General features: G+C 43.0%; 19 protein-coding genes. 9 read left to right on the top strand and 10 right to left on the bottom strand.

Annotated features, from left to right (window positions below; translation table 11 throughout):
• Window positions 1-46: 46 nt before the first annotated feature.
• Complete coding sequence (locus tag LKE01_RS06745; RefSeq protein WP_054769309.1) at window positions 47-832, top strand: carbon-nitrogen family hydrolase; 786 nt, start codon at window positions 47-49, stop codon at window positions 830-832.
• Between the two features lie 161 nt (window positions 833-993).
• On the opposite strand, the gene LKE01_RS06740 is transcribed toward LKE01_RS06745, so the two are convergent.
• The gene (locus LKE01_RS06740; protein WP_056981555.1) at window positions 994-2,568 is read right to left on the bottom strand and encodes an MFS transporter; all 1,575 of its coding nucleotides are present in this window, start codon (window positions 2,566-2,568) and stop codon (window positions 994-996) included.
• 262 nt (window positions 2,569-2,830) lie between these two features.
• On the opposite strand from LKE01_RS06740, the gene cls reads away from it, so the two are divergent.
• Window positions 2,831-4,291: a cardiolipin synthase gene (gene cls / locus LKE01_RS06735; protein WP_056981553.1), complete on the top strand. Its 1,461-nt coding sequence runs from the start codon at window positions 2,831-2,833 to the stop codon at window positions 4,289-4,291.
• Window positions 4,292-4,309: 18 nt separating this feature from the next.
• Window positions 4,310-4,996: a GTP pyrophosphokinase gene (locus LKE01_RS06730; protein WP_054769308.1), complete on the top strand. Its 687-nt coding sequence runs from the start codon at window positions 4,310-4,312 to the stop codon at window positions 4,994-4,996.
• A gap of 290 nt (window positions 4,997-5,286) precedes the next feature.
• On the opposite strand, the gene LKE01_RS06725 is transcribed toward LKE01_RS06730, so the two are convergent.
• The 4 genes from LKE01_RS06725 to LKE01_RS06710 all read right to left on the bottom strand — a co-directional run bounded on the left by LKE01_RS06725 (window position 5,287) and on the right by LKE01_RS06710 (window position 9,734).
• On the bottom strand, window positions 5,287-6,387 hold the full coding sequence (locus LKE01_RS06725; RefSeq protein ID WP_056981551.1) for a glycerol dehydrogenase: 1,101 nt from the start codon (window positions 6,385-6,387) through the stop codon (window positions 5,287-5,289).
• Between the two features lie 129 nt (window positions 6,388-6,516).
• Window positions 6,517-7,035 (bottom strand): QueT transporter family protein, encoded by a 519-nt coding sequence (locus tag LKE01_RS06720; protein ID WP_056981549.1) that lies wholly within the window; start codon window positions 7,033-7,035, stop codon window positions 6,517-6,519.
• A 233-nt stretch (window positions 7,036-7,268) separates the two neighbouring features.
• Window positions 7,269-8,579 carry an NCS2 family permease gene (locus tag LKE01_RS06715; protein WP_054769307.1) on the bottom strand — a complete coding sequence of 437 codons (1,311 nt, stop codon included), beginning with the start codon at window positions 8,577-8,579 and terminating at the stop codon, window positions 7,269-7,271.
• Window positions 8,580-8,792: 213 nt separating this feature from the next.
• Window positions 8,793-9,734 carry an aldo/keto reductase gene (locus LKE01_RS06710; RefSeq protein WP_056981548.1) on the bottom strand — a complete coding sequence of 314 codons (942 nt, stop codon included), beginning with the start codon at window positions 9,732-9,734 and terminating at the stop codon, window positions 8,793-8,795.
• Between the two features lie 99 nt (window positions 9,735-9,833).
• Here LKE01_RS06710 and LKE01_RS06705 point away from each other — a divergent pair, with 99 nt between their 5' ends.
• The gene (locus tag LKE01_RS06705) at window positions 9,834-10,391 is read left to right on the top strand and encodes an NAD(P)H-binding protein (protein ID WP_054769306.1); all 558 of its coding nucleotides are present in this window, start codon (window positions 9,834-9,836) and stop codon (window positions 10,389-10,391) included.
• An 18-nt stretch (window positions 10,392-10,409) separates the two neighbouring features.
• Entirely contained in the window at window positions 10,410-10,763 is a 354-nt protein-coding gene (locus LKE01_RS06700) for a hypothetical protein (RefSeq protein ID WP_054769305.1), read from the top strand.
• A 51-nt stretch (window positions 10,764-10,814) separates the two neighbouring features.
• On the opposite strand, the gene LKE01_RS06695 is transcribed toward LKE01_RS06700, so the two are convergent.
• Window positions 10,815-11,576: an acetoin reductase gene (locus LKE01_RS06695; protein WP_056981546.1), complete on the bottom strand. Its 762-nt coding sequence runs from the start codon at window positions 11,574-11,576 to the stop codon at window positions 10,815-10,817.
• A gap of 923 nt (window positions 11,577-12,499) precedes the next feature.
• Here LKE01_RS06695 and LKE01_RS06690 point away from each other — a divergent pair.
• The 3 genes from LKE01_RS06690 to LKE01_RS06680 are packed head-to-tail and all read left to right on the top strand — an operon-like array spanning window position 12,500 to window position 20,983.
• Window positions 12,500-16,060: a PD-(D/E)XK nuclease family protein gene (locus LKE01_RS06690; protein WP_056981542.1), complete on the top strand. Its 3,561-nt coding sequence runs from the start codon at window positions 12,500-12,502 to the stop codon at window positions 16,058-16,060.
• Window positions 16,050-19,805 (top strand): helicase-exonuclease AddAB subunit AddA, encoded by a 3,756-nt coding sequence (addA, locus tag LKE01_RS06685; RefSeq protein WP_056981541.1) that lies wholly within the window; start codon window positions 16,050-16,052, stop codon window positions 19,803-19,805. Before LKE01_RS06690 ends, addA begins: the two co-directional genes overlap by 11 nt.
• Window positions 19,806-19,837: 32 nt before the next feature.
• Window positions 19,838-20,983, top strand: a complete 1,146-nt coding sequence (locus tag LKE01_RS06680; RefSeq protein WP_054769777.1) for a trans-sulfuration enzyme family protein — start codon at window positions 19,838-19,840, stop codon at window positions 20,981-20,983.
• A gap of 95 nt (window positions 20,984-21,078) precedes the next feature.
• Here the strand turns inward: LKE01_RS06680 and LKE01_RS06675 are convergent, their stop codons facing one another.
• From LKE01_RS06675 to LKE01_RS06665, 3 genes are all read right to left on the bottom strand, one after another.
• Complete coding sequence (locus LKE01_RS06675) at window positions 21,079-21,270, bottom strand: hypothetical protein (protein ID WP_054769776.1); 192 nt, start codon at window positions 21,268-21,270, stop codon at window positions 21,079-21,081.
• Between the two features lie 42 nt (window positions 21,271-21,312).
• Window positions 21,313-21,846, bottom strand: coding sequence for a GNAT family N-acetyltransferase (locus tag LKE01_RS06670; RefSeq protein ID WP_056981539.1), 534 nt, complete (start codon window positions 21,844-21,846; stop codon window positions 21,313-21,315).
• A 233-nt stretch (window positions 21,847-22,079) separates the two neighbouring features.
• Entirely contained in the window at window positions 22,080-22,286 is a 207-nt protein-coding gene (locus LKE01_RS06665; RefSeq protein ID WP_054769775.1) for a CsbD family protein, read from the bottom strand.
• A 176-nt stretch (window positions 22,287-22,462) separates the two neighbouring features.
• On the opposite strand from LKE01_RS06665, the gene LKE01_RS06660 reads away from it, so the two are divergent.
• The gene (locus LKE01_RS06660) at window positions 22,463-24,046 is read left to right on the top strand and encodes a hypothetical protein (protein ID WP_056981536.1); all 1,584 of its coding nucleotides are present in this window, start codon (window positions 22,463-22,465) and stop codon (window positions 24,044-24,046) included.
• A gap of 54 nt (window positions 24,047-24,100) precedes the next feature.
• Here the strand turns inward: LKE01_RS06660 and LKE01_RS06655 are convergent, their stop codons facing one another.
• Window positions 24,101-25,285, bottom strand: coding sequence for a thiolase family protein (locus LKE01_RS06655; RefSeq protein ID WP_054769774.1), 1,185 nt, complete (start codon window positions 25,283-25,285; stop codon window positions 24,101-24,103).
• Between the last annotated feature and the right edge of the window lie 413 nt (window positions 25,286-25,698).

Below are 25,698 nucleotides of genomic sequence, written 5' to 3'. Positions count from 1 at the left end.
GTGTTTTTTTGTTGTATAATTTTGGAAAAACGGGGGAGACAGTCACATGAAAATAACAATTGCATTGGCACAGCTTGATATTAAATTTGGCGATCCGGACGCGAACTTTTCGCAGATTGAACCCAATGTTCAAAAGGCGGCGGAACAAGATGCCGACATGGTGGTTTTCCCTGAGATGTGGAATACCGGCTACGATTTAACAAGGTTGGATGAGGTCGCTGATGTGGATGGCGAGCGAACTCAAAAGCTGCTTGCAAGCTTGGCAAAGAAATATCAGATAACGATTCATGGCGGATCGGTTTCCACCTCTAAAAATGATACGTTCTACAACACCACGTATATTTTTGGACCTGATGGCAAACTGCTGACATCCTATGATAAGGTGCACCTGTTTGGCCTTATGCACGAAGATGAGTATTTGGCAGCCGGCTGTGAGGAAGATCATTTTCAGATCAAAGGGGTTAGCGCCGCCAGCGTGATCTGTTACGACATTCGTTTTCCAGAGTGGCTGCGGACATTAAGTCTGGATGACAGTCGGATCTTGTTTGTCCCAGCTGAATGGCCGACGTCAAGGATTCCCCAGTGGCGACGATTGTTAGCTGCCAGAGCGATTGAAAACCAAAGCTTTGTTGTGGCTGTTAATCGTGTTGGCAGTGATCCGGATAATGCATTTGGCGGTCACTCGGGCATTTACAATCCAATGGGTGACGAAGTTCTGACGTTGGATGACCAGCCACAATTAAAGACATTTACCATTGATACTAAGGAAACCGATGATGCTCGAGGATTCATGCCGGTATTTGAAGACCGCCGACCGGAGTTGTATCGGTAGTAATTGAAGGCGGTTTGGTTCCAGAGTTGTTGCGCGTTTCCGAAAAATCATATCAAATGACAATAAAACGAGGCCGAGGCAAAAGCATTCACTTTTGTCCCGGCCTCGTTTTGTGGACCAATGATACTTAACAGAAACGTCCTTCATTCAGCTGTTTTAAGTTATTTATTCTGTTTGATTTCAACGTGGACGCTATCCACATAACTTCTCATTAAGAAGGCGGCACCAATGGCACCAACGATCACAATGACGCCTGATGTGACAGCGACGGCTGCCATTCCATTATCATACGCATGAATGACGATTTTCTGGAGTGCTTTGGCAAATGGGGCGTGTTCCATTCTGCTTGAAAATGCAATTGTGTGACCGGAGAATGGGCCGGCGTTTACCAGGGCATCTTTGATGTTATTCATAATTTTAGCCGGCATTTCCAAGCTGGGCATTCGAGCATTCAAATGATTTTCAAATTGCGCATCCTGAATGAGTCCCAGGCCAACAACACCAACCGTTGTTCCAAATTGCCTGAAAACGTTAAGCAACCCGGATACCATCCCCATATCTTGAGGCAAAGTTCCTTCCATTCCGGCAGTATTCAGAAGTGGGTTGACCATTCCGTTGGCAAGCCCCATCAAAACCATGCCGGGCCAAAGTTCAACGAATGTCACTACTGGGCTGATGGCATTGGCCATTAGGAAGAAGCCGATACCACCAATGACCATGCTGCCGACGATCATCCATTTCTTGGAATATCTGGAACTTAAGATTCCGGCAACTGGTCCGAGAACCAGTGACCAGGCACTAATTGTCAATTGTCGAACCCCAGTTTGAACGGCTGAATAACCGATGTAGTTCTGCATCAGCGCGGTCAGAAATGCGTTGTAGGCGTAAATCCCTGATCCTAAAGCAAAGGCAACGATGATGGTTCCCAGAAAATGGGGGCGTTTGAACATCTTAATATCAATCATCGGATCTTCCACGCGCATTTCGACAAAGACGAAGACGATCATAACGACAATTCCACTAATCAGCAGGCCGCTGACCCGGGCATCCGTCCAAGCCCAGTGAGGATGGCCTTCTTTGACAATCAAACCATAAATGACAGCGAAAAGTCCGATAGCTGAGAGAATCATGCCGACCAAATCAATTTTATGATTCTTACCATAGCTTGGAGTTTCCCGTACGTAAACGACGGTTAGAAAAACCGCGATGATCCCAAATGGGACGTTTACAAAGAAGATTGCCGGCCAGCCAAAATGTTCGACCAGGTAACCACCGATCAGCGGACCGGAGGCTGATGAAACACCAATGATTGAACCCAGAATACCCAGTGCCAATCCCCGTTCCTTACCTGAAAAGTTCGATGCAACCAGGGCCATTGAGAGTGACATCATACCGGCACCACCAATTGCCTGAACCCCACGGCCAATGTCGAGGATGAATAGGCTGGGGGCCATTCCGTTGATTGCCGATGCAACGACGAATAAGATGAGTGATCCCAGGAAAATTTTCTTCCGGCCATACATATCGCCCAATTTGGACATAATCATTAAAGTGACCGCATAGACCAGCGTGTAGGCGTTTAAGACCCACTGCAGATCCGTAAAAGTTGTTTTAAATCCTCTTGCCATTGTTGGGAGGGCAACGTTGACGACGGTAACGTCAAGCAGTCCCATAAACACACCGAGGCCCATCGCAGTGAGGGCAATCCAACGGTCGATTTTCTTTTTCTTTTCCATTACTAACTTCCTTTGAATAAGTTTTTGAATAATTGCTAACGGTTCATTTTTCGATAAATAAGATATAAAACAATTGCCAAGATCAGCCCAAATCCAAGGATCGGCTGTTCTCTAAAAATTAAATGAAAAAAGAATATGGAGTGAAAACCATGAATTCCCACTACAAAAAAATTCGATAAATCCATAATATTTCCGCTTCTTTCTAGTATACTTACAGTATGCATTCTTATTTTAGCCTAAAACAGGTTATCGGGAGGAAAAAATGAACATTGATTGGTCAATGATTTTTAATATCATAGTTGTAATTAACGCCATCCTGGCGATTTTTACCGTGTTCAGGGAGAAACGCGATATCGCAGCAATTTGGGCTTGGCTTTTGGTGCTGGTATTTTTACCGCTGGTCGGTTTTATTGCCTACGCCTTTCTTGGCCGAAAACTGCCAAAGAACAGATTATTTAAATTACATAAACACGTTCAAATGCAGCTTGATGAACGTCTTAAAGAGCAACGTGGTCAGTTGGGGCATGATAACAAAACACCAGCTGATGAAGTCGTTAGTGATGCCAGAACAGCCGTTGATATGTTCATGACAACCGACCATGCATTTTTGTCACGGCAGAACAAAGTTCATATCTTTACCGGGGGCAACGCTCTCTTTCATAAAGTGATTGGTGACATTGAAGCTGCCAAGAAAAGCATCCATATTGAATTCTACACTTTTTACAACGATAAGATTGGAAATGAGATTTTAAATCTGCTTGTCCAAAAGGCCCGTGAAGGGGTTGAGGTCCGGGTCATCTATGATTCATGGGGATCAATGGGAACAACCCGGAAGTTTTTCCAGCCGTTGGTTGATGCCGGCGGCAAAGCCTTTCCATTCTTGAATACCCGCTCAGTTCTTTTGGATTTCCGTATTAACTTTCGTGACCATAGAAAGATTATTGTGATTGACGGAACCATCGGCTACACTGGTGGGTTTAACATTGGCGACCAGTACCTTGGCCGCAAGAAAAAGTTTGGCAATTGGCGTGATACTCATATTCGAATTATCGGGTCCGGCGTCTTCGGTCTTCAAGCACGATTTATCCTTGATTGGAATGCAACAAGTCCGCGGGATCAAATCGATGAGGACCAGGTTGAAGCCAAGTACTTCCCAGTTACAACGACTAAGGGAAATGTGAACATGCAGATTGTTTCCAGTGGTCCGGATTCCGATTTACAGCAGATCAAGATGGGCTATATCAAGCTGATTACGATGGCCAAAAGATACTGCTGGATTCAATCCCCATACCTGATTCCAGACGATAGTGTCATGGATGCCTTGCGGATTGCCGCAATGTCAGGCGTTGACGTCCGAATTATGGTGCCAAGTATGCCGGATCACCCGTTTGTCTACCGGGCAACGCAATACTATGCCCGTCAGTTAGCTGAAGAAGGCGTCAAAATCTATTATTACAACAACGGCTTCTTACATGCCAAAACCATGGTCATTGATGACAAAATCGCTTCGGTTGGTTCTGCCAACTTGGATTATCGGAGCTTTAAACTCAATTTTGAAATTAATTCATTTATTTATGATCGGAAGTTCTCAACGGATTTACGTGACATTTATTTGAATGACATTGATGTTAGTGAGCTGCAGACACCGGAAATGTTTGAGAAACAGTCACTTTGGCTGAAGTTTAAGCAAACGTTCAGTCGGCTGTTGTCGCCAATTTTATAATGATTAGAGGAACAAAAAATGATATTGGAACGAAACAATTTTGTCGATATTAAACAAATAACGAATGATCTCAAGGGATCACCCTTTGAAGGCCAAGTTGAAAATTTAAAAGAACTTGCCCAGCTGTACCAGCTGCGTCATTCCGGTGTTAATGAGATTGGAACAAAGCTTGAAAATCTGGATGATGAGTATTCGATGAATTATGACCATAATCCCATTCACCACATGGAAGAGCGGATGAAGAGTGTCCGCAGCCTTGCAGGGAAAGTTGTCAAAAAAGGATTGTCCATGGACTTGGATACCATCCGAAAGAATATCCAAGACATCGGTGGCATTCGGGTGATCACCAATTATATTGATGATGTTTATCGGGTTGAGAGTGCTTTGACTCAGCAGTCCGATGTCACCTTGTTAAAGCGAAAAGACTATATTAAAAACCCCAAGCCAAGTGGTTATCGCAGCCTGCACTTGGTTGTATCAGTACCGGTCTTTCAGTCCAACGGTGTCTTTGACGTTCCAGTTGAAGTCCAGCTACGCACAATCGGAATGGATATGTGGGCCAGCTTGGAGCACAAGTTGAGATATAAGACAAACGTTCCAAAAGAAAAGGTTGATGAGCACGCTGGTAATTTAAAAGAATACGCTGGTGAGCTCTACAATATTGAAACTAAAATGCAGGCAATTTTTGAAGATCTCCAAGGCTGATTTGTGGGTCGATTTGGTTGTACATTCAGCTAATACATCATATAATAATAGTGAAAGGTGAATGAACTAATCACCTGCAAGACAGACGAGGGACATCCGAAAATAATGTAGGTGCTAAGTCAGCGTGCTTAGATCCGAGTAGTCTGCCGGTCCACCCTGCAGAAGATATTAACGAGAAAAAATACCGACCATGAATTGGTCAATGATTGGTTCGCATGCCTTTCAATTGTATATGTATCAGAAAGGGATCTCATCACTCAGAGGGCGATGGGATCCTTTTTTGTGTCAAATTATTTATTTTGAAAATCTTTACTGTATTCATCAACTGCTTTGATCGCTGCGAAAACATCTTCAGGTGTGATGTCAATTGGCATACAGTCCATCGTGTCGTTCTTATCGCAGGCCTGAGTAGCAACTTTCATCAAGTCTTCGTCTGAGGCTGCTCCTAAATGAAGATCAGCTAACGTCGTTGGCAGTCCTAATTTGAGATCGAATTTTAAGAACTTTTCAAATCGGGCGTGGTCGCTGTTGTCTAAAATCAATTCAACCAAAGTCCCGTAGGCAACTTTTTCACCGTGAGTGAGATGATGAATATCACCGGTCAACGCGGTAAACCCGTTGTGAATGGCGTGAGCGGCTGCTAAACCGCCGCTTTCGAAGCCTAAGCCACTTAAAAGAGTGTTGGCTTCAACGATGCGTTCCAGTGCTGGCGTCGCAACGTGGGCCTTATTGGCGGCAATTGCCAAGTCTGCGTATTCAAACAGATTGTCCTCGCAAGCTTGACCAATTGAGCCGGCAACGATGGTTTGCTTGGCGTTTAACATGTTGTCGGCATTGGCTGCCCGGACATCAGTCGCTTCAACATTGGTTGCCAAGGCATCTGCAATCCCTGAGATTAGAAGGTGAACCGGACCGCCAGCAATTACCTTTGTATCCAATAGGACAATTTCAGGATTCTTCTTATAGAAACGATAGTGGTCAAAGGCACCGTCTTCCGTGTAGATAACTGAGAGACGGGAGCAAGGCGCGTCGGTTGAGGCAATGGTTGGGGCAATCATGACAGCGATGTCCAAGTTGTCGGCAATCGCTTTGGCTGAATCGGCAGTCTTACCACCACCCAATCCGATGATGATCTGATCTTCATTGGATTCACCAATTGCGGTTACCCGGTTAATCTCGGAGTTGGAGGCTTCACCCTTAAACTGTGCCAGGGTGACGTCAAAGTCATTATTTTTAAGATAGTCAATAAAGTCATTCCCAACAATCTTTAAAACTGTTGGATCGGAAAGCAAGAGCACTTTCGTACCATATTTTTCAATATATTCGGCGCTGTTAAACAGCTCGCCGGGACCTTGGATATAGGTATTGGGACTTGCAAATAATTCTTTCATATTGAACCCCTCCAAACATAATTGTGATTGTGTTCACAGGTACATTTTAGTTGATTTTTTATAGAAGGTAAATTATTTGAATAGACGAAAAAACCGCAACCAGAAATTTCTGATTGCAGTTTAGATTGTTTATTTACTTAAATCATATTTCACATTGATAATGTAAACCAGTACAGCACCAATTGTCATGGTTACAAACTCACCGATACCAGTGGTCAAGTAGGCACCCCAGAAGGTTGGCCAAAAGGCGTTACTTCCGAGATAGGCAATTTCACCGGCCACGATGAACATGTAAAAGGTTCCGATCAGAACGGATGCAACCAGCTTTAATGGCAGTGACTTGATGAACCGGGTGACAATGTTGATGGTCAAAAGGGCAATCAACGTTTCACCAGTTCCCACAACCATGTCCAGAGGTCCAAGAGATGACATCATGTTCGAAATAAAACATCCAAGCGTGATCGCCACAACGTAGCGCTTATTAAAGACAGCAAGGTTATTCAAGCCTTCTGAAAAGCGGAACTGAACTGGGCCAAAAGCCAAGGGTGCAAAGACCATCGTGATAACGATGTAGAGTGCAGCGACAACAGCAGCTTTCGTGAGGTCACGAACGTTGCTGATGCCAAATAAATTAGTCTTAGAATTCATAACAAATTCCTTCCTCGTTAAATATTCAGTTGTTAAACAACCTTTATAGGTTACCGCTTTTGGGAGCTGAGGTCAAAATGGGGTGGTGGCTTACCTTGTTTTTATTTTCTTTTTGCCGAAACGTGTTTCGACGCAACTGAGGCTAACGTGTAAGACCAAAATGATTTAAATCCAAAAGCAGGATTTTAATCATTTCAGCCTTACACACCGCCTCACCCGTTGCTTGTCACACTCTAATTATTTAAAATCCACAAGAAGATCACGAACACAACCGCCAAGGCATACATCATGGCACTGACTTCTTTGCCACGACGAGCTGCAATCATTGTGATTGGGTAGGTAATGAAGCCAAGGGCAATACCATCAGCAATACTGTAAGTTAATGGCATACCGACAAGGGTAATGAATGCAGGGGCAGCAATTTCAAATTGTTCCCAGTGAACATTTTTAAGTGCTTGAGCCATTAAAATACCCACGATAATCAAGGCTGGGGCAGTAACTTGACTAGTAATAACCGTCAAGAGTGGTGAGAAGAAGGTTCCCAAGATGAAGAGGATTCCGACGATGATGGCAGTGAATCCAGTTCGGCCACCAACAGCAATCCCGGCTGATGATTCAACGAAGGCACCCATTGGAGAAGTTCCCAGAACTGAACCAACCAGCATGGTTGAAGAATCGGCGATCAATGCATGACCGATTCGAGGAATTTTGTTATTCTTGATGAATCCGGCTTGTTCAGCCAATCCAACCAATGTACCGGCAGTATCAAAGAATGTTACCAACAGGAACGTTAGGACAACAACGATTAATTGAACAGAATTGATATCACCAATGTGTGACAATGCAACACCAAAGGTTGGTTTCAAGCTTGGAATTGATGAAACCCATTGGTGTGGTAACGGAATCAGGCCAGTGGACATTCCCAGGATGGCGTTTAAAACCATTCCGATGAAGATTGCACCTGGTACTCGCATACTCATTAAGATAACGGTGATTAACAGGCCGAAGATGGTCAGCCAAGTTGTTCCAACGTGAAGGGAACCCAAGCTGACAAGGGTATCTTTGTTAGCTTGAACCAATCCACCATCACTTAATCCGATAAAGGCAATGAACAGCCCGATACCACCACCGATGGCAGCTTTCAAATCGGCTGGAATTGAATCGATGATCTTTTCACGAAGCTTCAATGCGGTCAAAATCATAAAGATGACTGACGCAACGAAGACACCGGCCAAGGCAGTCTGCCAGGAGACCTTCATGCCGATAACAACTGAATAGGCAAAGAAGGCGTTGATTCCCAAGCTGGCTGAAATAGCAATTGGGTAGTTGGCAATAAAGCCCATCATGAAACAGCCAAATGCAGAAGCAAAGGCAGTCGCAGTGAAGACGGCACCCTTATCCATTCCACTTACCCCAAGCACGTTGGGGTTAACGAACAGAATGTAAACCATTGATACAAACGTCGTAATTCCGGCGATGATTTCCGTACGAAAATTCGTATGGCGCTCATCGAACTCGAAATACTTAGCAATTGAATTTAACATATAATAGCTCCTTCTATAGTTCGGATATAATTTAAAAATTACATATTAATTCTAGCATTATCCGTAAATAGGTTCAATAAACGAATTAAATTAAGTAAAAGTCAGAAATTGTTTATAGTTAGGCTAAAATTGTTATGAAAGTGGTTACAATATTTTTGTAAGCAAAAACCCCAGTGATTTGACCACTGAGGTTCATTTATTAATGAGTCATTTTTATATTCTAAATGCATTATCAATTGTGTTGTACTCTTCGTCAGACAGCGCCACATTCATCGCCTTGGCGTTGCTGCGAACCTGTTCAGCGGTTTTGGCACCGGGGATGACAACACTGATATCTGGATTCTTGATGTACCATGCAAGAACAATTTGGGCAATTGTGGCGTCATGGTTATCTGCGATGGGCTGCAAGTTCTTGACCGATTCGGTAATGGCATGGAATCGGCTGCCGGAAAAGTTGGGATCGTCACTTCGCAAATCATCGTCGGGGAAGTTTACCGGGCTGCCATCATATTTACCTGTCAGCAGGCCCGAAGCAAGTGGGAAGAAGGGGACAAAGGAGATGTTCTCTTTTTCCAAATAAGGGAATAATTCTTTTTCGGCATCACGATGAACAAGGCTGTACTGGTCTTCCACAATGTCGACGTCATGATTCTTGTTGGCTTCCTTGAGTTGATCTAGTGAGAAGTTGGAAACCCCGATCGCTTTAATCAACCCCTGCTTTTTGAGATCCACCAGCTTATTGATTGCTTCATCCTTAGGTGTTTGCTTGTCAGGAAAATGAATGTAAAAGATATCCAGGTAATCTGTCCCAAGACGTTCGAGACTACTCTTTACAAATTTCTCCAAGTCGGCAGGTTGATTACTAATGGAAACTTTATCGCCATTGACAATTTGAGCACCCTTAGTGGCAATCACAACTTTTGAGCGGTCATAGTCTTTGAGCACTTTGCCAATGAGTTCTTCAGAACGGCCAAATCCATAGGCAAAAGCCGTATCCAACATTGTGATGCCACTGTCTAACGCAGCTCGAACGGAATCCATTCCTACCTGCTCATCTAAATTTGGGAACAGGTTATGGCCGCCGACAGCGTTGGTTCCAAATCCAAGTGGTGTGCTGATAACATCTGACTGACCAATTTTGACATTTTCGGACATTTTTACGTCCTCCTTTGATTTTCCATTGTTATTATGGTACACATTAATTATGGTACTTTATTCAAAAATTTAAACCATTTAGATGAGGAAGCACCCAATTTGAAAAAACTATTGATCATTAATCAAAATAGTCCAGTTGTTCCACCTTTTACCGATTTATGTAAACCAAATAATGATATCAAAATTCAAGAATATTCTGGTGATTTGGAATCCGCAGAGAAGTATGAAGAGGTGCTGCCAGACACCAACCTGCTGTTTATTGCGGTTGGCCCCAATGACGCCGACTTATATTTGGAAGCATTGTTTGAAGCGGTTGACGAAATCCAGCCGCCGATCAGCGATATCGTAATGCTTTCATATGCCGGAGTGGATGATGAATTGGATGGCTCAGTTGAGTATCCGGATGTAAAAGACCAAGAAGAATTTATAAAACAGCAAAGATATGCAATAAAGATTGTTGATGAATCTGAAATTCCTTATTCTATAGTTAGGATGAGTCAGTTAAAAGATATGCACACAACCCATTATGAATTATATAATGAAGGAAGTAAGATGCCTGTCCGAACTGTTTCACCACAAGCAGTTGCAAAGCTGGCGTATGAGATGTTGATTGAACAAAAGTTAATCAATCATTCGATCGGGATCACTGATAAATAACGATGGGAGGGCGATATAATGGCTATCAAGCTTGATCCGGAACAAATTAAGCAATTAAAAGATCAATTGGCAGAAGCAAATCGGAATTCCCATTTTGTGATTATATCTGCATTCTCAAAGAAAGAACACAGCAATATAGATATGGTGACTGACTGGCGCAATTACCTTAATATGAAGGAAAATAACGGCGATAATTTCGATTTTCATATCATTCGAGATATTCTGCCAATTACCACCAATTTGGTTTATTGGGCGGTTGCCCAGCAGAATCTGCACACGATTACCACCCAGGGAGATCAAGACGACCAGGCGGTTAATGATTTGGAATTCTATACGAATAAAGTGATGGAAGAAAATAAAGTGCGAGTTTAATATCATTCCAATTCAAAAGGAGCAGGCATTTGCCTGCTCCTTTTAGATTGATTAAACAAACTGAATTCCGCCATCGACAATGATGGTTTGACCGGTAATGTAATCGGACTTTGGATCTGCCAAGAATGAAACCAGGTTGGCAACATCGGCTGGGGTTTCACCACGGCCTAAGGCGATACTGTCAATGTTCTTCTGCAATGTTTCACCTATTGGAACATCATAGATTTTGGCCATTTCAGCGTCAATTTGATCCCACATCTTAGTGAGGACAATACCTGGTGCGTAACTGTTTACAGTGATTTTGTCTTTTGCCAACTCTTGGGCAGCCACTTGGGTCAATCCACGGACCGCAAATTTTGTTGCCGAGTAGGGGCCGAGTAATTCAAATCCTTGATGGCCGGCAATTGAGGAAGCACTGATGATTTTTCCACCGGTTCCCTGTTTCTTGAATTGAGTGGCAGCGGCTTGAATACCAAATAAGACTCCTTTGATGTTGACGCCCATAATCTGGTCAAAGTCTTCTTCTTTAGTATCAAGAATTGTTCCGATTTTAGCAATTCCAGCGTTGTTAACCAACACATCAAGCTTGCCAAAATCATCGATGACATGATCAACCAAATCAAAGACACTCTTCTTGTCGGAAACATCTACATAATAACCTTTGGAATTATTACCAATGTCTTCAGCAACACTTCGGGCATTTTCTTCATTCATATCGGCAACAGCGACTGTCAGTCCATCGTTAACCAACTGACGGGCAATTCCTTCGCCAATACCTTGACCGGATCCAGTTACAATTGCAATTCTTGTCATAATTGTATCCCCCTATGGAATATAGTTCGAAAAATTCACAAACGGTAAGCTTTGAACAACAATTATGTGTAAGCGATAACAGTGCTTTATTACCAGGGATTCTATGTGCTTACATTTAATCATGATTTGTTTAAAAACACAATCATTGTGAATTTTAAATTCGAGATTCTGAATGGGCTTAAATAAGTCTGGTTTAGTTGGGGGATTCCGGTTTGTTTTATTTAGTTGAACGGTGTTTTGACGGCTGAAAGTCTGTTTAGCATACTCCGGGGCCAGAGCAGGCTCACTCATTTTATTATCTGGTATCGGCTGCCTCTCAAACACGCTCCGGGGTCTAATTGTGACCTTTTCAGCTTTTCTTCTACCTAGCTGAAACGTGTTCCTGCAGCCCCGACGACCGTGTGAAACACGTCTAGCCTACTTGGAACCCCTAATGTATAAAAAAGGAATAACCACGACGAACAAGTTCGCCATGGTTATTCCTTTCTTATACACCGGGGTTAACCGGGCTTTGTCAAACTCTGTTTTTTATGTACACCCAGTTTTCGCTGGGCGTTATTAGGAGTAGGGCCTATTAGTATCTGAACTTGAAAGACATATTGGGGGTAGATCGTAAATTCTTGCTTCCGATACTTAATCGTGGAATGCACTAATAGGCTCCATAACAAGATCAATGCAAGCATAAAGCTTTCATTTAGGTCAAATAGATGGATGTAGGTTACATCCAACACTTATGATAGACTCTTTTTGTTAATGTTCAATAATAATGTTCTTGAATTTCACAAATTGTTGTGTTAGCTGTAAATACCCTTGTTAAATCAGGACTTTGACGTTCTTTGACCCTTCACAAAGACTTCTCCTGGTTGCCAAACATTAGGAAAAGACTATGTTAAAATTAAAGTAATTTTAAAGAGGTGAGAGCCGTGACACTACAATTTGTCTTGGGTAAAAATGGACTTGATCATCAAGAAAAAATGGTCGAGATCCTCCAAAAACAAAAGTTAAATCATCCTAACGACCAATTTTTTTATTTAGTTCCAAATCATATTAAATTTGAATCAGAAGTCAGTATTTTAAAACAACTGAGTGATCCAAACGACATAACGACTGCCCAAAGTGACGTGCAGGTATTGTCGTTCACCCGATTGGCATGGTTCTTTTTGAGAAACACGCCGGAATATCAAAAGCAGCGGATCAGTACCGCCGGGATCAACATGTTACTGTATCAAATTATTGTTGATAATGAAGATAAATTAATCTTATTTGATCACGAAATCCACAACCCTGGATTTATCGGCCAGATTGCTTCGCAAATTACCGAAATGCAGGCCGGAAATGTTCTTCCGGAAGATTTACTTGAGATGCTGGAGAATTCAGACAGCACCATTACCAACGATTTGCGCGATAAGCTCCATGATTTTGCCATTATTTACTCGCAATACGTCAAGCAAATTTCAGATAATTACTTTGATAATCACACGGTTCTCAACCTACTGAGTGAAAAATTGGCGGACATTGACTTGTCCGGCTACCACTTCTACATTGCCGAATTTTCAAAATTTACCGCTCAAGAATGTGGTTTAGTTCAAACACTCATCAATCAGGCCGCCTCAGTGACGGTTTCTTTGACGTTGGATCGGCCGTATCCAACCGAACTACCTCAACAGCCCAACCTGTTCTTCCAATCTTCCAAGCTCTTTAACCAGTTGTACCGGTTTGCAGCGGACAATCAGGTTCCCTACTTAAAGGCAGTTATGGCTGACCAACCGAGAATCAGCCCCGATATGCAAAAATTGGAGCAGTACTGGATGACGTCCAGCAGTCTGGGGACGTCTAAAGGTGATAACCAAATTTCACCCAAGTCAGTTCAGATTTATCAAGCTGACAATCTCTATTCTGAGTTAGACCAAGTTGCGACGATGATTCATCAAATGGTCGCAAGCGGGAAATACCGCTACTCCGATTTTTTGATTTTGACACGGCACCTGGATGCCTATCAAAATATTTTAGATCCGGTATTAACGACTCAACAGATTCCGTACTTCAAAGATATTCAAAAGTCCATGGCCGATCATCCATTGGTCGAACTGTTAAGTTCATTGTTCGATATTTATGATCCCAATCGAGCACGCAATTATCGCTACGATGATGTGATGCGTTTCTTAAAGTCCGAACTTGTCCTGCCAATGATTGACGGCAAGCCAATGTCAATTGACGCTTATCGTCAAGCACTGGCTTTAACGGATAACCTGGTATTGAAGAATGCATATGCCGACAGCCGTTGGACTCAAAAAGAAGATTGGCAATATGTCTGGCTTCCGGATAACGATGAAGGACAGACAGCAACTAAGATTACCGATCAGGATCGTGACATTTCCCGACAAATTAACATTATCCGTCATCTGGTGAGGGATTTACTGCCAAAATTTTATAAGAAGTTCTATAAAGCCAAGACCAACCGTGAAGCATCCGGTATTCTCTACCAATTTTTGGCGGATGCAGGCGTCATTGACCGGCTCAAAAGTTGGCGTGACGATGCCACTGATGCCGGTGACATGAATCGTTCCACCCAAGTTGAACAGGTTTGGCGGACATTTTGTTCTCTATTGGATGAATGTGTTCAAATTTTAGGGGACAAGCCCTTTGTTCCAGAGGATTTCTGGTCCTTGATCTATGCCGGATTCCAAGGTGCCGATTATTCTCAAATTCCTTCAACTTTGGATCAGGTCAGCATTTCTGAAAGTGGAATGGTTCAAATGGCCGATCACAAGGTGACGTTCATGATTGGGTCAAACGATGATAATATGCCCGATCGGCTGGTTAACCATAACTTGTTTGGTGACGATGATATCAATCAGCTGCAGAGTAATCTTGGCGATGATCAATACTTAAATGACCCGGCGGATGTTCAAATGGCTTTTGAACCTTATTTGAACTATTTGGCCTTCATGACGGCATCCGAAAAATTAATTTTTACCTACACAAATAAATTAAATGATGAAACAGCCGTGAAACTTTCACCATATGTTTCACGGATTCAACGGTACTTTAATCTACAAATTGTTAACAATCCGGCCATTCCCGATGTGGAACACCAGGTGCTGCCATACGTCGGCACCAAGCTGGGGACTCTGCATCACCTGATTCAGGTTGCCCAAAATACTTATAAAGACAACCTCAATTTAAGCCCGGATTGGGCAGGTATCCTGCGCTATTTAACCAATGATTCAGAGGTTGGCAGGAAAACCGCCAATCTTTTAAAGAGTATCCACTATAAAAATGTGCCAAAGAAATTGGATGACCAGATCATTACTGGTTTGTATGGCTCCGAGTTGAATATCTCAATTTCTCAACTTGAAACCTTCTATAAGAATCCCTACGAATACTTCTTGAAATATGGCTTGAAGCTTCAGGAACGACCGAAGTTTGAACTTTCAACGGCTTCAACCGGAACTTTCTACCACGATGCGATGGATCACATTGTTAAGGAAATTCACGCGCAGTCTATTGATTTGGCAGCATTGTCAGATAAGGATGTTGAAGAACTGGTTAATGAAAACGTTCAGAAGCTGATTGAAGATCCTCAAAACTTTGATTATGTTGTGTTGACCAGTTCCAATCGGATGCACTACATTTCCATGCAGCTGCAGGCGACGATTCAACAGATGGTTCGGACACTACGCGATCAGCAGACGTTAACGCCAATGCGGCCGAAAAATACTGAGCTGATATTTGGCCAGCCCAATCAAAAACAGGCCCTTAAAGGATTGCAGTTCGAGTTGCCCAATGATCGTTCAGTTAAAGTTCGGGGTCGAATTGACCGAATTGATTCAATGACCACCAAAGACAAACGGTATTTTGGAATTGTCGATTACAAGTCATCTGACCGGAAATTTGATTTCAATGCGGCCTACGATGGAACTTCAATGCAGTTACTGACATATTTGGACGTGTTGAAAAACAATCTCCAACAGCTTAATTCCGATGATAAGGATGTGGCGCTTGCCGGCGCACTTTATCTGCATATCTATAATGCGGTGTTCAAGCCCGACGAGCTCAATGGCAAATCGTTTGATCAAGCATTGTTGAAGAAGCATGAGTATAACGGGATTCTGGTACAGGATGATGATTTGCTTGGTGATTTGGAAGATGGGTTAAAGAGCGGCTTTTCGCAGATTTATCCATTCCGAAAGACTGCCAAAGGTTTCACGGGTGCCAAGTCGCTGATTGATCCATTGAAATTGGATGCATTTCTTGAGCACACTGAAAAGCTGATTGTCAGCGCTGCTTCAAAGATTTTCGACGGGGACGATAAGCTGTGGCCGTTTAAGCAGGGCCAGGTGACAGGGATGCAATTTACCCCGTACAAATCAATCATGAATTTTGATCCAATCTTACCGGAGAATCAGTACCGGCCGGTGGATAACGATTCAGTTAAAGATATTTTGAAAAAGTTAGGGGAGGACCAATCCGATGGCATTTAATTACACACCTGATCAGCAAAAAGCAATCAAGGACCGACCCGAAGGCAACATCCTGGTTTCCGCTTCTGCGGGATCCGGGAAAACCCGTGTCCTGGTTGATCGAATTATCGATATGGTTAAAAATCAGCACGTCGATATCGACCAACTGTTGGTTGTAACCTTCACCAACGCCGCCGCTAAAGAAATGCGTCAACGTTTGCAAATTGCGCTTCGAGAAGAATTCAGCAACGCCCCGGAGAATGAAAAGAGCAGGCTGCTGACCCAGATTCAAAAAGTTGCCGTGGCCGATATCACAACGATGGATGCTTATTGTCAAAAATTGGTTGGTCGTTACTACTATTTATTAGGGATTGATCCCAACTTTCGGATTTTAGCTGATGATACTGAAAAGGCACTCTTAAAGGATCAAGTTTGGGACGCTGTTCGTGAAGACCTCTATGGTAATGATGATGACGGTTCATTTGCCCGCCTGACTGAAAACTTTTCCAATGACCGCAGTGATGACGGCTTGGCCGACTTGATTTATCGGCTTGATGAGTTCACCAACGTTACCGACGATCCTGAGGGATGGCTGGACGATGTGACCAACTTTTACGATCTCGATGGCAAAAGTTTGTATGAAAGTGACTTTTACCAGACCAACATTGCGCCTAAAGTGAATGAAGTTTTTACCCGAATTAAGCTGAATCATCGGTATATCATTCAGCTGGCTCGAGGCGGCGACTTGGTCGAAGACGAAAAGGCGTTTACAGATCAGTTAAACATTATCACCAGTCTTCAAAGCTCAATTTCAAAACTTACAACATTTGACGGGATTCGTGAGGCACTGCAGGGATTTGAATTTGTTAAATTACCGACCCTGTCAAAGCCTCAGGGCGATCAAAAGGCCTATCACACCCAAATTAAAGATCTCAATAATCAGAATAAAACCGACTTTGGAAAGCTGTACAGTCAATACTTCAGCCTTGACGAAGAAGCCAATATTAATCTGATGGCTGCCGCTAAAAAGCGGGTTGCCAAGTTGATTGCGGTTGTCCGTGATTTCCGAACTGCCTACACAGCCACAAAGCGCCAACGACATTTGATGGAATTCATTGATATCGAGCAGGCGGCTTATCGAATCTTGGATAGTGACAGTGAACAGGCGCAACAAGTCCAGGAAAAGTTGCGAAATCAATACTATGAAATTATGACCGATGAATATCAGGATAATAACCGGCTGCAGGATGCCATTTTGAATAAATTGGCCAAAAAAGACGGTGGCAACCGCTTTATGGTGGGGGATGCCAAACAATCGATTTATCGATTCAGATTAGCCGATCCCTTGATGTTCATCAATAAACAGAATACTTATGCTTTAGCTGATAACAATAATGAATTAATCACGCTGGCCGATAACTTTCGGTCCGCAGAAAACATTGATCATTTTATTAACCTGATTTTTGAACAGATTATGGATCGCCAGGTTGGAGAAATTGACTATTCCGATGCCAAGCTCCAGTTCGGCGCTAAATATTATCCGGATGATCTTAAGGCTGACGTTTCCGTCATGCTTTATAGCGCGAAGAAGCCGTTGACTGATAACGGCGAACTCCCGTCGGAACAGCAGATGGATGCCGATCAGGGTCAGGTTGAAATGATTGCCCAAAAGATTCGCAGCATCATGGATAACCACAAACAAATTGCCGATGGTGATTCCTATCGGCCGGTTGACTATGGCGACTTCGCTGTGATTTCACCAACCAGAAACAGTCAGCTGACGATGTCCCAAGTCTTCAAAGATTACGGTATTCCGGCAGAAATTACCGGTGCCAAAAGTTATTTGAAGACCACTGAAATTCAAGTGATGCTGTCGCTGCTTTCCATTATTGATAATCCTTACCAGGATATTCCGCTGGTTGCGGTTTTAAGGTCGCCAATTGTTGGCCTGGATGAAAACCAGTTGGCTTATTTGCGGATTAATCAAAAGACTGGAAATTACTATGAATCGGTATTGAAATTTTATCGTGAATACCCGCATTCAGAGCCGAACGAATATGGCCAAACGGTTTATCCGATTATTGATATCTTCTTCAAACAATTGGCCCACTTTAAAAATGTTGCCCAGCAGGATGGTTTGGTGGCATTGATTTGGGAAATTTATCAACAAACCGGTTATTTGGATTATGTCGGCGGGATGCCCGGTGGATACCAACGTCAGACCAATCTTCACGCTTTGTATGAACGGGCAGCCGACTACGAGAAGAATGGTTTCAAAGGGCTGTTCAGATTCGTTTTATTTATTGAACGGATGCAGGACAGAGATGATGATCTGGCGACTGCGGTTCCCAATACTTCCGACAACATGGTTCACGTGATGACCATTCATGGAAGCAAGGGGCTTCAATTCCCGATTGTTTTCTTAAACGATATTGGTAAGCAGTTTAACCAACAAGATACCCGTGGCCGGGCGATATTAAACGACCACCTGGGAATCGGCATTTCTTATTTGAATACTGAAACCAGAGAAATTCAAGAGCCATTGCAAAAGCAAGCCGTCATTGACGTGACCAAGAATGCTGGGTTGTCAGAGGAAATGCGGAAATTATACGTTGCCCTGACCCGTGCCGAACAACGACTGTTTTTGGTGGGGAAGGTGAATCCTGCAAGTGGCGATAAAGGGTCGACACTTGACGTTGAATCAGTTGTTGGTGCTTGGCAGGCAAAGACTGAGGAGACTGACCTCCTGCTGCCGACAGCGGAACGGAATTCGGCCAAAACATATTTGGACTGGATCGGCCCGGCAATTTCAAGACATCCGGTTGTGACAAACACCTATGGTGACAGTCAGATATTCAATAAACTCCAAGATGATCCAAGCAGTTTCACATTGACTTTCTATGACAACACCAAAGTTGTTGAAGGCAAAGAACAAGTCGGAAACGCTGCCGTCGAGCCCCAAGAATGGGTTAAACGGCAGAATCAGACCGGCACTGAGGCAAATGGGAATGCTCAACAGATCGTTGACATAATGAACTTCAAATATCCTCATCAGGCTGCCACCCAGACAACCGCTTATCAGTCGGTTTCTGAAATCAAACGATTATTTGACGATCCCGACAATGTTCAACTGGGCAATTATTCTCAAGTCGACAGCAGTCAAATGATCAAGCCTGGCCGATACACCCAGCCAAGCTTGGCAACGCCGACATTTGTTTCCGAAAACGGCACAAAAAAGCCGGCTCCAACCGAGATTGGGACGGCAACTCATTTAGTCTTACAGCAGGTTGATTTGCATCAACAGCCGACCAAGAAGACGGTTGTTGACCTCATCAGCAACCTGGTTAAGACTGGGATTCTACAGGAAAACGTGGCCGCCCAAATCAACGTTGACGGCATTCTCCGCTTTTATCAAAGCCCGCTTGGTCAAGCTGTCTTGGCCAATCCTGATACCACGTATCGGGAAGTGCCGTTCTCCTTATTGATGAAGGCAAATCAAGCCTTTAAGGACTTTGACAAAAATGATGATCAACGCATCCTGGTTCATGGGATTATTGATGGATACGTTGAAACAAACGACGGGGTCATCTTGTTTGATTACAAGACTGATCGCTTAACCCCAAAGACGACGGTTGAAACGATTCTTGAACGATATGAAGGACAACTGCGACTTTATGGGCAGGCTTTGGAAAAAATTCTTGGGAAACCTATTTCAAAGAAGTACTTGTATCTGTTATCATCAGATCAACTGGTTCCAGTGAAGTAGTTCCACATTATGATTAGATAGGAGATCTTTTGATGGTCAAATTTAATACATTATTGGTTCGTGGCGGCAAGCCCAACGACAATTCAACTGGCGCGGTCAACGTGCCGATTTACAATTCATCAACGTTTAGATACCCGAAGCTGGGCTCTGACGTTAAATGGGATTATGAGCGTTCAGGCAACCCAACTCGGGATGCCGTTGAAGATGTTTGTGCCGAATTGGAAAATGGCGACCGCGGCTTTGCCTTTTCAAGTGGGATGGCTGCTATCCACGCTGCCTTGGCCCTCTTTAAGCCTGGTGATCATATTATTATCGGCGATAACATCTACGGTGGGACTTTCCGTTTGGTTAACGATTTCTTGAAGCCTCGTGGACTGGAATTTACTGAAGTCGATACACAGGATATTGATGCCGTTAAAGCGGCATTTAAGCCGAATACCAAGGGCGTGTACTTTGAACCAGTGACCAATCCACTGCTGAAGGTATCAAGCGTCAAACAAATTGCCAAAGTCGCTCATGAACACGATGCTTTGGTCGTTGTTGATAACACGTTCTTGACACCTTATCTGCAGAAACCATTGGATTTGGGTGCCGACGTTGTCCTTCATTCAGCAACCAAGTACCTCGGCGGCCATTCTGACTTTACTGCCGGGATGATTGTTACCAAGACACCGGAATTAAGCGACCGGATTTACGCTGTCCAAAATACGATTGGTGCGGTTTTGGCACCTCAAGAAGCCAATCTACTGCGTCGGGGAATTCAAACCCTGAACCTGCGGATGGACCGTCATATTCAAAATGCCCAAAAGATTATTGCCTATTTGGAAAGTAATCCCAAGGTATCGAGAATCTATTACCCAACTGTTGATAAATCGAGCAATGATTACAAAATTATCAGCGATGAAGCCAAAGGTGCCGGTGGTGTGCTGTCCTTTGAAATTAAGGATGGACTGGATGCTGCCAAGTTCGTTAACAGCTTAAAATTGATCATCCTAGCCGTTAGCTTGGGAGCTGCTGAAAGTTTGGTTGAAGTGCCGGCATTTATGTCACACTTTGAAATCCCCAAGCCAGAGCGATTGAAAATGGGCATTAAAGACGAGTTGATTCGATTGTCCGTTGGTTTGGAAGACGCCGATGATTTGATTGCCGATTTGGATCAGGCATTTCAACAAATTTAAGAACGTGCCGATCAACCGTTTGTGCTGCAATTAATCGAAAAAATAATAAAAAAAGACCGGGCATAAGTGAAAATACTTATGCGCCGGTCTTTTGCTTAATTGACGTTAATTAAATTAATCAGAATAATTCCCATCACCAGGACAATACTGACAAGCCCGATGGAGAACTTTGTAAACCATTTGCCGTTGACTTTATCGAGAACGAAAAATGTAATGCCCAGACAAATAATACCGATGACGTACATTATGATCAGTGCAGTCTTCACGGCAGCATCATCTTGTGCCATTCATATCACCTCATTAGTCATATTGTACCCCAATTTGTCCGGTTACCCAATAACCAGTTGATAGGCGTAACGAGGGGATGCCTCGCCATCGTTTTCGGCCATATAAATGACACCGCGCTTGGTAAAACCGTTGGTGGTAATAACGTGCTGCATGCCCAGATTGTCAGGGTGGGTATCAATTCGAATGTCTTTGTAGCCAAGAACTCCGGAAATGGTAATCAGGCCGCTGATCATTTTGTCTGACAGATGCTGGCCCCGAAATTCCGATGACATGGCGATTCGGTGAATGGCGGTGTAACGACCATGAACACCGTTAACCCATTCACCGTCATGAATGTTCAAATAGTTAACATCCAGGCCCTGGTGAAGGGCGGCAGTTCCGGCAATCTTGCCATCAACAATCAAAACGTAGGTAATTCCGTTGTTGACATCGGTTTCCAAGTCTTCATAAGCTGGATAACCGTCTTGCCATTGATCGATGCCCTGCTTTTTAAGATAGGCTTTCGCCTCATCAATAATTTTTTTAATTTCTGAAAGATCTTGATTAGTTGCTTGTCGTAGATATGTTGCTGCCAATTAAATCACGTCCCTGCTTAAATTTCTAATTCAATTGATTAGATGAAAATAACACGAGACTGAATTATAGTGCATTATTATTTGGCTTGCAATACAAACGGAACAAAAAAATCTGCTTTCTCATTTTTAGACATAAAAACCCGGTATCGCAGCGTTTGCGACTACCGGGTTTCTTATTTAAAATGAGTTTCTAAAAGCAATTGCGAAGATAAAAAGTGATTCAATTGGAAGAATTACTTCTTATCACCTTTGTCATCATCTAAAACATCGTTGACTTTTTCCGATGCTTTTTCTTTTACATCTTCAACTTTATCTTTTGCATTACCGGATGTTTTCTGGGCTTTCCCCTTTAATTTCAACTTATCGTTGCCGGTTACGTCACCAACAGTTTCCTTTACCTTGCCGACTAATTTATCAGTCTCGTTTTTTAGTTTTCCCATGATACACACATCCTTTCCTTATTTGTATCATAAGAATAACTGCTTTTTGATTAAAGCACAAAAATAAAGCTTGGAAATTCAAAAAAATATTAAAGAGTGATTAATTGTGCCTTTGGAAGCATTGATTAGCGCTCGTTTATGATATTATAGTCTTAATACTAGGGGGTGGTTTCGAAATGAATAAAGCCAATCCATCGGCAAATGATTCCGATACCCGTTCAAAACAGCAAAAAATACTGAGCATGTTGGGATTAATGACTTCTAAAGTCCTCGGAGAAAATACATTCGCCAAGAGCTCAATTTATTCTGAACGCATCACCAGAGGATTACGTTCATTTTTACCAAAGCCACTGCTGCCAAGTGCTTCGTTAGCAGAATTTAAAATGTCCAAAGAAATTCAAATGGGCTATTTGGTTGCAGCTAAAGACTTGAAAGATGTGACAATTGATCAATTTAACTACATGTCACTTTGGGCTACTGGAGACAGTGACAGCTCAGTTGTTGACCGGGCTGCGGGGATGAACTTTTCCGAATATCTCAGTCAAAGCAAGACGCCTGACAAATTTGTCGTCGGCTATAAGACGGCCGTTATTCAATTTGTCCGAGCAATTGCGGGGACTGGTGGGGTTGTCTTTCGGATTAATTCTGCCTTGCAGAAACTGGATCTTAACCAGCAAAACGATCTCGTCAACAAATGGTTTAACCAAGTCAATTCGTATATGAACGGGGCCTCTCCCTTTAAACCGATTAACAATGAAACCAAGAAAGCATCGGATTCTGATGAAGCAATTGCTGCCGGAGTTTCGAAAGAAATCAACGATGGGTATTTAAATAATCATCCAGTTGGCGATTCACAGAAGTCACTTCTTGAAAATTATTCCTATAATGAAGATGATTTCACGGATGAGCACGACTTACCCAAGATGATGACTGATTCAATTGGGAAAGTTTCTCTGAGTGGTGACATCAATGCCTTCGTTAATAATACTTTGTCGGGAATGCTGAATGCACTGGCATCTCTAGGCCTCTATGCCCTCGTTTATCAGGACTTCAATCCAGCCAACCCTGATTTGGTCGGTGCTCCGGCGACTGATTCGATTGATCAGGAAACCGTTATATCACAGACGCGAACAGCAATTTTAAAAGTTGGCCGTTATTTTGATTTACCAAAATCCTGTGCTGATTTGGCTGACAAATTAGGCGTTCTTGATTTAAGTAATGCCGGAAGTGCCCGAAATGCCAAACACCAGAATTACCGATTACGATACAGCCGGGTATTGGAAAAGGATCAGCCGGCAGTCAATGATCGTGGTGAAACGGTTAAAGTCAGCTATGGAATCTTTGAAACGACTCATCACATCTTACAAAACAGTTTTCTGCTGCCGCTAATGGTTCAATACACAACTATCCGAAATCAGCTGCTTCAGCAAATTGCTGATGGTCAGTACACAACCAGCCGAAATGTTTCCAAGCCGAACTTTGATCTTGTCGACAATCTTCTTGAGTATGTGGATGCGTTGGCGCGTTATCAAATCGATCAGCTCATGGGATTAGTTGAACGCGGTCAAAAAGACTACGAAGGATTATCACAAGCAGGCACTTTCAGTGCGTTCAGCCATTTAATGCGGGTAGCACCTGAAGTCAAAGCCGTTAATCCGGCATATGCGGATATGACAAAAGCCACCAAGCATTTATATTATTGGTTGTATCAATCGTCATTTAAGGACAGCTTACCTGACGATGAACACGCAAAAATCTAATGTAAATTAAAAGGCCGTCACCAATTGCAACTTGGTGACGGTCTATTTGTATCTTTAAATTAATTTCACTGCAAGAGCGGAACCCATACCGCCACCCATACATAAAGCGGCAATCCCCAGTTCCTGATTTGTTCGTTTCAGATTATGCAGTAGTGTCGTAACAATCCGGGCACCGGAATCACCAAGCGGGTGACCCAATGCAATTGCCCCGCCGTTAATATTGACGCGATCCATTGAAATCCCCAAATCACGAACGACGGCCACTGATTGAGATGCAAATGCTTCGTTAATTTCGTATAAATCAATATTGGATACGTTCATTTTTAACTGAGCAACCAATTTATTAATTGCCAGATAGGGTGCATATCCCATGACAGTTGGATCAATCCCACATTCGGTGTAACCGAGGACTTCAGCCATTGGTGTCAGCCCCAGTTCGTTTGCCCGATCTTCAGTCATCATTAAGAGTGCGGAGGCACCGTCATTTAACGGGGCACTGTTTCCCGCGGTGACTGTTCCACCTGATTTAAACACGGGAGGCAGTTTAGCCAGCTTTTCAATACTGGTATCGGTTCGTATTGATTCATCCTGGTTGACGGTGATTGTACTGTTGGCTTTCCGCTGAGACATTTCGATTGGTACCATTTCTTTGTCAAAGTAATGATGGGCAGTTGCAAATGCGGCTCGTTGATGTGACTGCAAGGCGAATTGATCCTGCTCATTCCGTGACACGTGGTACTGGTCAGCAACGTTTTCGGCTGTCATGCCCATGGGTTCATTTGTCTGTGAGTCATTGAGACCGTCTCGTTGGAGTCCATCGTATAGGGTAACTGGGCCGAACTTGGTTGATTTTCGCTGCGACATGTTCAAGTAAGGGACGTTGGACATACTTTCGGTTCCACCGGCAACGATTGTTTGAGCTTCGCCAAGTAGAAGTGAAGAACATGCTTGATGGATGGCTTGAAGCCCGGAGCCACAGACCTGGTTGACGGTATATGCTGTTTTATTTTGAGAAATTCTACTATTAAGTTCAATTTGTCGAGCAATGTTTTGACCATTTCCGGCTTGAATGGCATTTCCGAATATTACCTGGTCAACCTGACTGGGTGCAATGACAGTTGAAGCCAGTAATTTCTTTACAACTGTTGAACCAAGTTGTTCAGCCGTTAATGAAGATAATGCACCATTTAGTCTGCCAATGGGTGATCGTTTGGCATCAATGATTACGATTTTTTTCAAAAGCTTACAGTTCCTTTCGTGATGATTTCAATTGCAAGTATACAGGTATCCGAGGGGCTTTGGGGAGGTTTTGACCTCACTATTAACAATCTTTAACCTTTCAATTTGTCGATTAATTGAATGAATTTCAAATTAGTTGTTGACCTCGGTTCAAATTCCTGATAATATATTATTCGTTGCTTCAATGACATGAACACATATACCAATTGCCAATTAAAAAGTTTTTGTTGACTTGCAAGATTGGCTGTTATATAATTGTTATTGCTGTTAGAGGCAAGGAACGTAAGGATTTGAATATGCGAACGATTTTCATCGTTTCATCAAAAATGTTTGTGTTTCAATGTAGACCTTTGAAAACTGAACAAAATTTTCGACAAACAAATGTGCAGGGCGCTTCGATCTTTTGATTGAGG

It is taken from the genome of Lentilactobacillus kefiri (genome assembly GCF_007989105.1).
GTDB classification, from domain to species: domain Bacteria; phylum Bacillota; class Bacilli; order Lactobacillales; family Lactobacillaceae; genus Lentilactobacillus; species Lentilactobacillus kefiri.
This window is presented reverse-complemented; position numbering and strand designations above follow the sequence as displayed.

Bases quoted from the DNA above. Each gene is read 5' to 3' on its own strand.
- cls (WP_056981553.1), top strand. From the start codon at position 2,831: ATGAACATTGATTGGTCAATGATTTTTAATATCATAGTTGTAATTAAC.
- LKE01_RS06725 (WP_056981551.1), bottom strand. From the start codon at position 6,387: ATGAAAGAATTATTTGCAAGTCCCAATACCTATATCCAAGGTCCCGGC.
- LKE01_RS06675 (WP_054769776.1), bottom strand. From the start codon at position 21,270: ATGGCACAAGATGATGCTGCCGTGAAGACTGCACTGATCATAATGTAC.
- LKE01_RS06715 (WP_054769307.1), bottom strand. From the start codon at position 8,579: ATGTTAAATTCAATTGCTAAGTATTTCGAGTTCGATGAGCGCCATACG.
- LKE01_RS06740 (WP_056981555.1), bottom strand. From the start codon at position 2,568: ATGGAAAAGAAAAAGAAAATCGACCGTTGGATTGCCCTCACTGCGATG.
- LKE01_RS06745 (WP_054769309.1), top strand. From the start codon at position 47: ATGAAAATAACAATTGCATTGGCACAGCTTGATATTAAATTTGGCGAT.
- LKE01_RS06710 (WP_056981548.1), bottom strand. From the start codon at position 9,734: ATGTCCGAAAATGTCAAAATTGGTCAGTCAGATGTTATCAGCACACCA.
- LKE01_RS06700 (WP_054769305.1), top strand. From the start codon at position 10,410: ATGGCTATCAAGCTTGATCCGGAACAAATTAAGCAATTAAAAGATCAA.
- addA (WP_056981541.1), top strand. From the start codon at position 16,050: ATGGCATTTAATTACACACCTGATCAGCAAAAAGCAATCAAGGACCGA.
- LKE01_RS06730 (WP_054769308.1), top strand. From the start codon at position 4,310: ATGATATTGGAACGAAACAATTTTGTCGATATTAAACAAATAACGAAT.
- LKE01_RS06720 (WP_056981549.1), bottom strand. From the start codon at position 7,035: ATGAATTCTAAGACTAATTTATTTGGCATCAGCAACGTTCGTGACCTC.
- LKE01_RS06665 (WP_054769775.1), bottom strand. From the start codon at position 22,286: ATGGGAAAACTAAAAAACGAGACTGATAAATTAGTCGGCAAGGTAAAG.
- LKE01_RS06660 (WP_056981536.1), top strand. From the start codon at position 22,463: ATGAATAAAGCCAATCCATCGGCAAATGATTCCGATACCCGTTCAAAA.
- LKE01_RS06695 (WP_056981546.1), bottom strand. From the start codon at position 11,576: ATGACAAGAATTGCAATTGTAACTGGATCCGGTCAAGGTATTGGCGAA.
- LKE01_RS06680 (WP_054769777.1), top strand. From the start codon at position 19,838: ATGGTCAAATTTAATACATTATTGGTTCGTGGCGGCAAGCCCAACGAC.